The 12,649-nt window shown below is 49.8% G+C and carries 12 protein-coding genes; 8 read left to right on the forward strand and 4 right to left on the reverse strand.

Features of this window, described 5'->3' with window-relative positions; genetic code table 11:
* Positions 1-86 precede the first annotated feature (86 nt).
* Entirely contained in the window at positions 87-1,520 is a 1,434-nt protein-coding gene (locus LRP49_RS04370; RefSeq protein ID WP_274140487.1) for an aldehyde dehydrogenase family protein, read from the reverse strand.
* Between the two features lie 87 nt (positions 1,521-1,607).
* Complete coding sequence (locus tag LRP49_RS04375) at positions 1,608-2,561, reverse strand: helix-turn-helix domain-containing protein (protein WP_274140488.1); 954 nt, start codon at positions 2,559-2,561, stop codon at positions 1,608-1,610.
* Between the two features lie 388 nt (positions 2,562-2,949).
* On the opposite strand from LRP49_RS04375, the gene LRP49_RS04380 reads away from it, so the two are divergent.
* Genes LRP49_RS04380 through LRP49_RS04395 form a run of 4 tightly spaced genes read left to right on the forward strand, consistent with a single transcriptional unit; the run spans position 2,950 to position 6,618 of the window.
* Positions 2,950-3,972, forward strand: coding sequence for a TRAP transporter substrate-binding protein (locus tag LRP49_RS04380; RefSeq protein ID WP_274140489.1), 1,023 nt, complete (start codon positions 2,950-2,952; stop codon positions 3,970-3,972).
* A complete protein-coding gene (locus LRP49_RS04385) occupies positions 3,959-4,513 on the forward strand; it encodes a TRAP transporter small permease (RefSeq protein ID WP_274140490.1) in 555 nt (184 codons plus the stop codon). Before LRP49_RS04380 ends, LRP49_RS04385 begins: the two co-directional genes overlap by 14 nt.
* Positions 4,506-5,807 (forward strand): TRAP transporter large permease, encoded by a 1,302-nt coding sequence (locus LRP49_RS04390; RefSeq protein WP_274140617.1) that lies wholly within the window; start codon positions 4,506-4,508, stop codon positions 5,805-5,807. The genes LRP49_RS04385 and LRP49_RS04390 overlap by 8 nt, the downstream gene beginning before the upstream one ends.
* Before the next feature lie 22 nt (positions 5,808-5,829).
* A complete protein-coding gene (locus tag LRP49_RS04395; RefSeq protein ID WP_274140491.1) occupies positions 5,830-6,618 on the forward strand; it encodes a response regulator transcription factor in 789 nt (262 codons plus the stop codon).
* A gap of 26 nt (positions 6,619-6,644) precedes the next feature.
* Here the strand turns inward: LRP49_RS04395 and LRP49_RS04400 are convergent, their stop codons facing one another.
* Together LRP49_RS04400 and LRP49_RS04405 are read right to left on the reverse strand one after the other, a co-directional pair.
* Positions 6,645-6,830, reverse strand: a complete 186-nt coding sequence (locus tag LRP49_RS04400) for a DUF2783 domain-containing protein (protein ID WP_274140492.1) — start codon at positions 6,828-6,830, stop codon at positions 6,645-6,647.
* Positions 6,827-8,515, reverse strand: a complete 1,689-nt coding sequence (locus LRP49_RS04405) for an FAD-dependent oxidoreductase (RefSeq protein WP_274140493.1) — start codon at positions 8,513-8,515, stop codon at positions 6,827-6,829. Before LRP49_RS04405 ends, LRP49_RS04400 begins: the two co-directional genes overlap by 4 nt.
* 299 nt (positions 8,516-8,814) lie before the next feature.
* Between LRP49_RS04405 and LRP49_RS04410 the strand changes: the two genes are divergently transcribed.
* The 4 genes from LRP49_RS04410 (at position 8,815) to LRP49_RS04425 (ending at position 12,603) form a co-directional block, all read left to right on the forward strand.
* Entirely contained in the window at positions 8,815-9,777 is a 963-nt protein-coding gene (locus LRP49_RS04410) for an MBL fold metallo-hydrolase (protein ID WP_274140494.1), read from the forward strand.
* 2 nt (positions 9,778-9,779) lie between these two features.
* Complete coding sequence (locus LRP49_RS04415) at positions 9,780-10,238, forward strand: MarR family winged helix-turn-helix transcriptional regulator (protein WP_274140495.1); 459 nt, start codon at positions 9,780-9,782, stop codon at positions 10,236-10,238.
* A gap of 112 nt (positions 10,239-10,350) precedes the next feature.
* Complete coding sequence (locus LRP49_RS04420; protein ID WP_274140496.1) at positions 10,351-11,370, forward strand: response regulator transcription factor; 1,020 nt, start codon at positions 10,351-10,353, stop codon at positions 11,368-11,370.
* A gap of 126 nt (positions 11,371-11,496) precedes the next feature.
* Positions 11,497-12,603, forward strand: coding sequence for a class II histone deacetylase (locus LRP49_RS04425; RefSeq protein ID WP_274140498.1), 1,107 nt, complete (start codon positions 11,497-11,499; stop codon positions 12,601-12,603).
* The last annotated feature ends 46 nt before the right edge of the window (positions 12,604-12,649 follow it).

Raw genomic sequence — 12,649 nt, forward strand, 5'->3', positions numbered from 1 at the left:
ATATAGAAGGTCTTTTACTGCGTGCCGTTGCCTCCCAACCATGAAAGAACTCGGTTGCGTTTTCAAAAGCAGACATGATTTCTCCTTCAGTTAAATACCACCTGAATATCGGTGTATTCCGCTAATCCTTCTTCGCCAAACTCTACACCCAGACCTGAGCTTTTGACCCCGCCAAACGGCGCATTGGGCTGGATCATGCCGTGTCGGTTGATCCAGACTGAGCCGCATTCAAGGCGTTTCGCGACATCTGCGGCGGCTTGTGTGTCTGACGACCAAACAGAACCGCCAAGGCCTGCGCTGCTGTCATTGGCTGCCTGAATGGCGTCATCGAGGTTGGTGTAACGGATAATGGGGAGTGCGGGCCCAAATTGCTCTTCATCGACCAGTGAATCGCCATTTTTTAACCCAGAGATAATAGTGGGTGGGAAAAACTGACCGTTTGCAGCTTTGCCTCCGAGATGCACTGTCCCTTTGATTGCCGCTTCCGAGACTAGGCGGCTGACTTTTTCAAACTGAAAAGGGGTGCACAGTGGGCCAAGAATTGAACCTTCATCCATGCCATCGCCATACGGAATCTGCTTGGCGAATTCCACCAAGGCGTCGCAAACCTCGTCATGGATGCTGTCATGCACGTAAAGGCGCTTAAGCGCGGCGCAGGTTTGCCCGTTGTTGATAAAGGCTCCCCAGAAAAGCCCTTCAGCGATGGCGTTTGGATCGGCATCAGGCAGGACGATGCCCGCGTCGTTTCCGCCCAGTTCGAGGGTGAGCCTTTTCATGGAGTCTGCTGCGGTGCGCATGATGGATTTGCCCGTTGCGGTTGAACCGGTAAACACCACCTTACGAACGTCAGGGTGTGATGACAGCATTTGTCCCACGCTGTTTTCTTGGTTGTCTTCGCCTGCGACGGCATTCACCACGCCAGGTGGCAATACCTGATTCATCAGCTCAACGAGTTTTAAGGTTGAAAGCGGGGTATAGGGAGAGGGCTTAATGACGACAGTATTGCCAGTAACAAGCGCGGGCATGATGTGCCAAATCGCGATCAGAACCGGGAAATTCCAAGGCGTGATGGAAGCGACAACCCCCAAAGGCTTACGGTGCAATTCAAGTCGGCCTTCTTCGTTATCTTGTAGCACTTTGACACCGAGATTCAGGCTGGCAGTGTATTCCGCCCACGCGCAAGCCCCGGCTATTTCCCAGCGAGAGCCTAGGCCATTCAGCGGTTTGCCTTGTTCTTGGGTGATCAGTGTGGCTAACGCTTCACTGTTGTTTTTCATTAAGGTGACGATTTGTTGGCAAAGCGCGACTCGCTCTTCGTGTGGTGTTGATGACCACGCAGGGAAGGCGGCTTGGGCGGCTGCAACTGCCGCGTCTACATCGTGTTGGTTTGCTTGTGGAGCCAATCCAACGGTGTCCTGTGAAGAAGGGTTTAGCACCTTAAAGTAAGTGTCTGCACTTCTGCACTGCCCATTCACGGTCATTAAATATCGCGTTGCGGTGTCTTGTGTTTCCGTACTCATATTTCCAATCCTCGTTGATGCGTATTCTCTCTCCACCATAGGATGAGTAAACCTGAGCGACTTGGAACAAACCGCCAAACCCGTTGGCTATTGGCGACAGTTCACCATCGCACCCGGTGCCATATCAAAACGCTTATGAAACTCTTTATAGAAATAGGAGAGGTCGCTGAAGCCACAGTGATAGGCCACCTTGGTCACGGAACGGTGAGCGTCACGTTGGGACATGCCCATCAACAGTGCTTTGGCGTTATCGAGTCGGGTATTGATGAGTTTTCGTGTCGGCGATTCCCCAAGAGATTGAAACTGACGTTGGAGCGTGCGACTGGATACACCCAGTTTGACGGCAAGTTGCCCAGCATCGAAGGTTGGGTCGTTAAAGTTCCGGTCGATCAGAGAAAGTGCTCGCCCAAGTACGCCTTGTTTCTCGCGCTCGCTTTGGCTTTTCTGTTTTTCTCGGCCATCGATGTAAATCCCTAAAAGGTCAAACGTCGAATCCATTAAGCGGGCACAGGAGTCCGGCATGCCTTCCTCCATTGATTTTGCTACCACGGCTATCAGTGCGGTGCGCAGTGGATCATCATGCTCCACCATGACACCTCCGGTAATGGCTTTTCCATACCGGTGGAGCATCTCTTCTCGCGGGAGGTGAATGGAAACTTGCCTTGATGCATTGCCATTAAGGATAAAGCGACTCGGCTGTGTTGAGTCGACGACAAAAATATCGCCGGGAAACAAGGTGTGTTGCTTGTCATTTTGCTCAATGACACAGCGGCCTTCATCTTGAACCAGCATATACAGATGATCACCGGGGTCTTGTCTGATCATGCGCTCTGACCGTGTCACCTGACCCACATTCATGCACACACTGATGGCCTCATAGCGAGATAGCATAAAAGGCTCAATGGCACCTTGAAGTGATGGGTTGTCGGTGTGTTTGGGTTCAAGTGAATACTGGCCACATGACGCGGTTATCTGGGTCTGCAACTCGTCGAGATGCACGAGGCTTGGCTCAGTTTGGCTCAATCTAAGATGGGATAACACGACAGCCCTCCTTGTTAACGCGCTTGCTCAGATTTTCCTGATTTGAACTGGTTCGAAATTTCCGCTTCGCGAAAAATTTCGAGTCATAAAAGCTTGATCAAAGAAAGAGGCAACTTCGCTCTCTCTTACCGATGATGACAAAAAGTTTACCTCTTATCGCCAATCTGGCTGTTTCAGAGCTGTGCTTATCTATACCTATTCAGCCACATACGCACCTTGCGCCGATGCATTTTATTTCTAACCTTCTGTTTTTATGAGCCTTGAGTACAGGCTTGTTTCAAGAAAGAGAATCAACACATTTATCTGAATGTTAGTTTGTTGTTATTACATGTTACGTTATATGTTAAATATTGTCATTATGTGTATCGTAACGGATTGTGAGGTTGTAATGAAACGAGTGTTCTGGCGAGTTGCATTGGGTTTGCTTGTCCTGCCAACAAGTGTGATGGCAGAGGTTGAACTTAAAATTGCCACATGGCTGTCCCCTGCGGCAGCGATGAATAAGACGGTGTTGCCAACATGGGGACAATGGATTGAAGAAGCAACAGACGGACGGGTAAAGATCGCTTTAGTGTATGACCTTGGGAGTCCAAACAGCCTGATTGATTTGGTAGAAGACGGCGCGGTTGATGGTGCTTGGACCTACCACGGTTATTTCCCGGGTCAATTCAAGCTCACGAGTCTCGCGGAATTGCCTAACCACAACGCCGGTTCAGAAGCGGTATCGGTGGCGCATTGGCAGATTCATGAGGAGTATCTTGCTAAAGCGGGAGAGCATGACGGCGTTGAACTTGTCGGTGTATTTACCCATGGCCCCGGCCAGATTCACATGCGTGAACCCTTGGATAGCCTTGAAGATATCAAAGGCAAAAAAATCCGTGTTGGCGGCGGTATTCAGTCTGCGATTGGTGAGCGCCTTGGTGTCACCGGCGTGGCAGCTCCGGCGAATAAAATCTATGAAATGCTGACGCAAGGCGTCGTAGACGGTGTGTTTAACCCCATGTCGACCAAAACGACGCTGAAACTCCATGAAGTTGCACCCTATACCCTGAAATTGCCGCACGGCATGTACTTGGGCAGTTTTGGTATTTTCCTCAGCGAAGATGCGTTGGACGAACTGTCTGATAAAGACCGAGACGCCATTATGGCGGTGTCCGGTGAGAGGCTGTCTGCAATGGCGGCAAAAGCGTGGGCAGATGCGGATGACTATGCGGAAGGTATTGCACGAGAAAAAGGAAACCAAATCGTTGATGCATCGAGTCAGGATTTGGCGTATTTCGCTGCGGTAACGGGTGACTTGGATCAGGCGTGGGTTGAGTCAGTGAACGATCGCGATGTAGATGCCAATGCGGCGTTAAACGCTTTTCGTGATGCGGCTCAGGCCTATGAGGTGAGCAATGGTCAACAATAAAACAGGCATTGGCCAGCATTATTGGTCATTGTTCCAACACGGATGTTGCTACCTGTTTCCCTTGATGAAGTGGACAAGTGCTGTCGCACTGATTGGCATGATGGTTTTAACCGTATTGGATGTGTTGGGCAGGTACCTTCTCGGCACGCCCATTTTGGGTGGCAGCGAGTTGACCGGTTTTATGTTGTTAGTCTTGGTCATGCTGATGCTACCGCTACTTGTGTTTAAAGATGACCAGATCCGCGTGGATTTATTCACGGATGCCATTCGTCCGGCATTTGCCAAAGGGGTTGAGCGGGTTTACTCCCTTGCCCTTAGTGCAGGGTGCATTTTTTTGGCGATGAGTGTGTATAAATTGGCAGCGCGCGCTGACAGAAAACGACTGGTGACAGAATACCTTGAAATTCCTGCGTCCTGGGCAATGTATGCGATTGCGTTTTGTTTGCTGCTCAGTGCCTTTGCGTTTTTGTTCCGAGCAATCTGCTCAACGGCCACGTTAGAAAACCACGTCGAGTCCATGGAGGGGGAGCGTGATGATTAGTGCCCTGATCGGACTTACGATTGTCCTGTTGCTGTGTGTCTTGCGCATGCCATTGGCTTACGCCATGACGCTGGTGGGTGTGGTGGGCTATGCCTCCTTGCTGGATTTCAATTTCACCGCCGCCTTGACTATCAGTGCCCGCCGAATTGTTGATACCTTGCAAGACCCGGCGTTGAGCGTGATTCCCTTGTTTATTCTGATGGGGAATTTGATCAGTCGCTCGGGAATGTCCGTCGAATTGTTCCGTGCTTCTAATGCCTTAGTGGGACATCACCGTGGCGGTATGGCGATGGCAACCATCACCGCATGTGGCGGTTTTTCTGCGATTTGTGGCTCCAGTCTGGCAACGGCAGCGACTATGGGGCAGGTGGCTATCCCTTCTATGCGTCGGTTTGGTTATGCCGACAGCTTGGCATCAGCCTGTATTGCCGCAGGCGGAACGCTTGGCATTCTGATACCACCCAGCGTTGCTTTGATCATTTATGGCATTTTGACCGAACAGAGCATTCGAGAACTGTTTGCTGCGGGCTTTGTGCCGGGTGTATTGGGTATTCTGATGTATCTGGCGGCTGTGAAATACGTGGTCTGGCGTTCACCAGAGGCTGGCCCTCGCGGGCATGAAATGACGACACAGCAAAAGTGCGAGGCTTATAAAGGCATCGCAGGTATCGCGTCTTTGTTTACCGTGATCATGGGCGGGATTTATCTGGGTGTTTTTACGCCAACAGAAGCAGCAGGTATCGGCAGTTTTGGCGCATTGGTGATTGTCTATTTGCGTGATTTGCTCACTAAAAAACTGCTGAAAGAAGTGCTTTTTGAAACGGCGGTGATGAGCGCGAAGATCTTCTTTGTTGTACTCGGCGCGTTGATTTTTTCCAACTTCATTAACCGTGCAGGGTTACCCGAAGGCTTGGTGCATTTTCTGACCACGCAAGACTTTCAACCCATGCTCGTGTTTTTGATGATCATCGTGATTTACCTGATGCTCGGCACTGTACTTGAAAGCATGTCGATGATGCTATTAACCGTGCCAGTGTTTTACCCAGTCGTTCAGAGCATGGGCTTTGATCTGATTTGGTTTGGCATTGTGGTCGTGGTGGTCACGGAAATCAGCCTAATTACGCCGCCGGTTGGCATGAATGTGTTTGTGCTGAGCGGTATGTTCAAGGACCTAGATAATCGCACGGTATTTCGCGGTGTGATGCCATTTTGGGTAGCAGATATGGTGCGGCTTTTCGCCATTATCTTTATCCCTGCTTTGGCACTGGGTTTACCTAACTTTCTCTATGGATAAATTTGTGTAACAGGGGGACGTTGTGAACCTGTCTATGCGAGAAACGCATGCAGTATTCCAAATTGCAGAGTGTTTGAATGCGGGCATGGAATGCTCGGAAATGCGCCAGCAAGTCGGTAAATGCCTGCTGGATCTCCTTGATGCTGATTACTTTGCTTCCTATGTATGGGACGGGCCGCGATGCGGCTTCTCCCATCGTGTAGCGATAAATATGTCTGACGACAATCTCACGCACTACGAAAGCTATTTTCAGTATCACGATCCCATTACGCCTAAGTTGCAGCAACGTAAGCAGGCGACGGCAGTGAGTCAAATCATGCCGCACCATTCGTTGAAGCAGACAGAGTTCTTTAATGATTTTCTGTCTATCGATGGGCTGACGTATGGATTGAATTTCCATGCTCATGATGGTCGCCAGAATATAGGCGATCTGAGGGTATGGCGAAGTCGCAGACGCAATGATTTCACCAAAAGAGATGTGGAAATTGTCAATGCGATGGGGACGGCTTTCACTAATGCCATGAAACAGGCTCGGCCCAATACCTTTGTGACAGAAGAAGCCAGGCCCGAGGTTATCCCGGATATTCATACCCCTTCTGCGATAGATGAAGACTTTCTGGTCGATGAGTATCACCTGACATCAAGGGAGGTGGATGTATGTATGGCGGTGATACAAGGTCTCTCCGACAAAGAAATTGCCCGACGATACAATGTTTCTTTCACCACGGTTCGCACACACATCAAGCACCTTTTCGAGAAGCTAAATGTGAGAGGAAGAACACAGCTGATCCATAAAGTGCTGACCCATTAAGGTGAGTTCGTGAGATGAGACGGCGGCTATTGTGTCGCCGCTGCTATGGCTTCTTCCAAAATGGCTTGATCGCCAATGTGGTTGGCGAGTAACAACACCAACTTGGCGTTTACGGTCATCACGTCTTCTGGCGGTAAAGCGTTATAGATGTTGGCGAGTGATGCGTAGAAAGCATCGCCATCGGTAAAGTTGGGCTCAGTATTTAATTTCATTGTGCTTCCTCCAACTGATGTCCCAGTGCGCGCTGCATGGCGTTGGTTACGTCGTTAAAGGTGGGCTGTCGCCAGCGAGCGGTGATCACCTGATCAGGACGAAAGAGATACGCCGCGCCTTCAGACAAGTCGTATCTTTGGTGGAGCAAACCCTTCATGTCTGCCAGTTGATTGATGGTCGTCAGTTGGTTTATGCCTTGGTGGCTTGCGGGTTGTAGATCGCGACTGATAAGCAGCACTTCCAAATCGTCAATGTTCGATAGTTCAGACAGAAGTTCATCCTGCTCGTCACCGCCTTCTGCCACCATGAGTACGAACTGATTCCCCACCCAATCTAACAACCAGGAATCATGAGCGTGATGTTGCACTTGCGCGTCTAAAACCGGGCTGCCTAGGGGCGGCGCATTTTCGAACGTATCCCTGTCGGGCGTGTTTAACGCCGAATGCTGATAAGTGCAGGGGGTGGATAATCTGCCGCTGTTAATCAATGGACGAGCAAAAGGGTAGATTTTTGCGAGGTTAAGCGTCGCATTCCTCAGCACTTTGCTCATGTCACTTTTCGGGGTAATAAAGTCGGTGGCGCGGGTCGAATTCAGAATGTTTTCTTTGGCTGCATACTGGCGTTCTTCATTGTAGGTACGAAGCAATTTGGGCGGTGCGGTGTGGTTCAGCACGCGGCAAAGTTTCCACGCTAAATTTTCTACAGACTGAATGGCACCGTTTGCGCCACGTGCGCCGAATGGACTGACTTGGTGCGCTGCGTCACCAACAAAAAATACCCGCTTATGAATAAAGTCATCCATCTTTCGGCATTGGAAGGTATACACACTCGCCCATTCAAGGTCGAAGTGTTTGTCTTGTCCTAGCATGGCTTCGATACGCGGGCGAATGTTCTCTTCCCGTTTTTCCCATTCGGGGTCTGCATCCCACCCGAGTTGCAAGTCGATACGCCACACATTGTCAGCCTGACGATGCAACAGCGCCGATTGCTCTGGGTGAAAGGGCGGTTCGAACCAAAACCAGCGTTCGGTGGGAAAGTCGGCTTTCATGACAACATCGGCAATCAGGAACCGGTCTTGAAACACTTGCCCCTTACTCTCTAAGCCGAGTCGGTTGCGAATCGGGCTGTTTGCACCATCCGCAACGATAAGGTAATCACATGAAATCTGATAAATGCCGTCGGGCGTGTCGATGGTCAGAAGGTTGATATCAGTTCGTGCATCGACTGTCTGCACCCTGTTTTTCCAGCGAAGATCAACCTCAGGTAAGGTCTCGATCACATCGACCAAATATTCTTCGAAGTAGTACTGTTGAAGGTTAATAAAAGCAGGGAGTTTGTGGTGTTCTTCGGGTAACAAATCGAATTCGTAAACCTTTTCCGCCCCAAAGAAAACCTTGCCCCGTTTCCATGTAATGCCTTTTGACACCATACGTTCCGCGCAGCCATAGCGATTCATGATTTCCAGTGTTCGCTTAGCAAAGCAAATAGCACGTGAACCGACACTGACGGTGTTGCTGTCATCAAGTACGACGGACTCAACGCCCTGCTTCGCGAGGTCTATGGACATGGACAAGCCAGCAGGTCCGCCACCGACAATCACTACCTTGTGATGCGAAGGGCGCTCTGAATCTTGGTCTTCATTTCTTGAATAGGGATAAACCGGATTGGTATACGTCGATAACATAAATATCCATTCAATATGCTCTCATATGAGACTAAATGTAAGGCGTGATTTGATGAGGGATCAAGCAAGTCGGTGTGTCGAATATGAGAGAAATTGGCGGTTTGTCGTTAAGTGGTGTTGTGGTTATGCTTCTATAATAATGAATATAAAAAGTATTTTGTAATTAGTCTCGAATGCTGATTTGTCGGCCGTGTCCCCTAGAGTCCTATTTGTAAGATAGCGGGGTATTATATAAATTCTCGTATGAGATTATTTGCTATGTTGGTTTTAGGAAGTTAATTACGTTCAAGGAACCCACCATGGCAATAAAACCATTCGCGTCATCTGCAGACTTAGGTGACAAACAGGAAACGCTCGAGATATTGGCTGACGGTGTGTATGCATTAACGGCAGAGGGTGATCCCAATGTGGGGGCGATAGAGGCGGAAGACTTTATTATCGCCTTTGAAGCGAGGGCGACTCCCAAAGCGGCGCAGGATTGGCTAGCTCTGCTTCGAGAGCACACGAACAAACCGGTAAAGTATCTCGTTCTGTCCCATTACCATGCTGTCAGGGGGTTGGGTGCGTCGGCGTTTGATGCGGAAACCATCATTGCGCACGAGAACACGAAAATGCTGATTGAAGAGCGTGGGCAGCAGGATTGGGAAAGTGAATTTGGGCGTATGCCGCGCTTGTTCAGAGAACCTGAAGGCATTCCGGGGCTAACGCACCCAGACGTGGTATTTGATAGTCGTATTGAAATCCCGCTTGGTGGTGATCGCGGAAGCCTGATCCTTGAGCATTGTGGGCGTGGACACACCGCCGGAGACATTGTTGCCTGGTTGCCTAAGCATAAAATCCTGTTTGCGGGGGATTTGGTTGAGGCTCAGGCTGCACTCTATACCGGAGATGCTTTCCACTTTGACTGGTCATCTCAAACTCTGGATAAAGTAAAGTCATATCAAGCTGATATATTAGTCGGTGGCCGTGGGGCGGTTGCGCGGGGTAACGACGCAGTCAATGCTGCGATTGAGCAAACTCGTGGCTTCTTAACCGGCATGTTGGAGACTGTTGGCGCAGTGCATAAACGGGGTGGAACCCTGAAAGAGGCGTTCGAGGAAACCCATAAGTTGCTTGCCCCTAAGTTTGGTCAATGGCCGATATTTGAGCATTGCTTACCGTTTGACGTAAAACGTTTATGGGATGAATTTGAAGGTAAAGACTGGCCCGAAATCTGGACGGCAGAGAAAGATCGGGAAGTTTGGGACGCCTTACAGGATTAAGAATGACACAGAAAAAACATCGCACACTAATGCTTAACCAGTTTCTTCCGTATCGGATGGTGAACTTGGCGGATGGGATCAGCAATGCCTGCTCGAAAATCTATCGGGAAGAGTTTGATGTTTCTATTCCCGAATGGCGTGTTCTTGCGCGGCTGGCTGAACACGAAAAGCTGAATGCAAAAGACATTGGCGATATCACGTTTATGGATAAATCCCGAGTCTCTCGTGCGGTTAAGTTGCTGGAAGACAAGGGGCTCTTGCAGAAGGTGAAAGACAGCACCGACCAACGCGCCTCCTTTTTATCGCTTAGCGACGCAGGGCATGAACTGTACGCGAAAATTGCGCCCAAAGCACTGGATTGGGAAGCCGAACTGATTGGTGTGCTTGATACCGTGGAATATCGCGACTTCCTCCGCGTGCTTGAAAAGTTAGATGCCAAACTGGAGAAAATGAAAGACTAGCCTTCTGCTTTTAGCGTTTCGTCAAATGACCAAGCCTAATTGGATATCTACATAGTCGGCGATTTGGATATAAGCTTTTATGGCAGGTTTGGTAGCCATGGAGTAGCGGCTGATGAAGGGCAAAAGCGTCTCAACAACCGAAGAAATATTGCAGTTTGTGACTCTGCTCTATCAGGCTTCTCGCCATATGCAGCCCGACGATTTTAAGCAGTGGACCATCACTCAGCTTCGCCAACTTATTCACTTCGACAGTGCATGGTGGGGACGGGCACTTTTCCCCGAGCACTCTGACACGCCGGAAGTGCATGGTAATTCACTGTTCCAACTTCCAGATAACTACTTTGAGCAATGGCAGAAAATCGCCGATTGCGACACCATCGCTGAAAATCTCTATAACAATGCGTCAGAGCCTTTTATGGCAGAGGTTCACGTCGAATCGATGAGCGGCGCATTGTGTGATTTCCTCTGGCATCATGACATTTATCATGTGCTCTCATTCATGAAGGTAGACCCCGAACTGTTGCTGGATGCAAAAGGAAACATGGGTGACAGTATGCTGGTGGATTTTCTTTCGCTATACCGAAATAGGAAAGCGGTCGCGTTCCAACCGGAAGACCAAGACTGCCTTCGCCTTGTCATGCCTCATATCGCACTTAGCCTCAATCATTGCCTCGAATTTTCTGTGTTAACGAGCCAAAACACGCCAACGAACAACGCTGTCGAAGTCGCGATGTTTGACAGCGGGTTCATGTTGAATACGCCTTCTCTCGGTTTCACAGCGTTAATCAAACGTGATTACCCAGATTGGGATGGGTGTGTTCTACCGGAAGAGATCCAACAAAGTGCGCAGTGCAAAACTACCTCATGGAAAGGGCGACACTTCACGTTGACGTTTGAATCAATGGATAGTTATTGGTGTTCGCGGGCTTACCCATCGTCATTACTTTCAGAATTGACGGAGCGGGAAGCACAGGTGGCAGAGCTGTTTGCACAGGGGAAAACCTACATGGAAATTGCGGAAGAGATCCATCGCGCGCCAGCAACAGTGCGCAATCACTTGCAATCAATCTACCTGAAACTCGGGATCAGAAACAAAGTCGAGTTGGTGGAAAAATACCGTTCCCTAATGTGATACACCATCAGAGAAAACGCGCGAAAAAATGCAGAACAATGCATTTGCATCATTCACGGATCAGCACCTGCCTCCTAGGTTGTTTGGTATGCCAAATGACTAATCACGTTTCCAAGGAGGTACACGATGAGAAAAATAGGATTGGTGACACATGAACTCTATTTCTGGCACAACACCGGCGAGGCTGCGGCGTTCCTTCCCCCAGGTTTGACCATTCAACCCGACAAGCATGCAGAAAATGCAGAAACCAAGCGACGTTTGCTGAACTTGTTAAGTGTCGCAGGCCTTTCTGATTCGCTAACTACGATTACCCCCCGTCTTGCTACCACAGAAGATCTTCTTACCTTTCACTCTGAGGCTTACATCAATCGTATCCGCGAAATGAGTGATGCTAATGGTGGTGATGCCGGGGAGCTGACTCCCTTTGGTCCGGGAAGCTATGAAATCGCCTTGATGAGCTTGGGCGGCTGTCTGGAAGCCATGGACCGGATGATGGAAGGACACGTCGACAATGCATATTGCTTGGTAAGGCCGCCGGGTCATCATGCGGAGGCGGAGATGGGACGTGGGTTCTGTATCTTTGGCAATGGTGTTATTGCAGCCAATCACGCCAGAAATATGCACGGTATGGCGCGGGTGGCTATTGTTGATTGGGATGTTCACCACGGCAACAGCCAGCAAGGTGCTTTCTATAACGATGCGGGTGTTCTGACCATTTCCATTCATCAAGATAACTTTTACCCACCCCTGTCAGGTGCGCTGGATGAGCGTGGTGAGGGCAGTGGTGAAGGCTACAACATTAACGTTCCTCTGCCTCCAGGCTCTGGTGACGGGGCATACCGACAAGCGTTTGAAGAGGTCGTGCTTCCCGCACTTGAAGCGTATAAACCCGAGATCATCATTGTGTCATCCGGCTTTGATGGCAGCGCGATTGACCCCCTTGGTCGCAACATGGCGACGAGTGAAACCTACCGATATATGACGGAAGCCTTGGTTACTGCAGCAGAAAAACTCTGCAACGGTCATTTGCTGTGTATCCACGAGGGCGGCTATTCCACCGCCTATGTGCCGTATTGCGGGTTGGCGGTGATGGAGGCGTTAAGCGGCGTGAAAACGGAGCTTGTAGACCCATTCTTGCCCATTGTTGGAGGAATGGGGGGACAGGAATGCCAACCCCATCAGGCAGCGTTGATTGCGTCGGTAACCGACTCAGCACCGTTACTGAAAAAGTAAGTTCCTAATAGCGGATTGCAGGCAATCCGCTTTTTTCTGTCGTTGA

This window comes from Enterovibrio qingdaonensis, from assembly GCF_028683135.1.
Lineage (GTDB): Bacteria > Pseudomonadota > Gammaproteobacteria > Enterobacterales > Vibrionaceae > Enterovibrio > Enterovibrio qingdaonensis.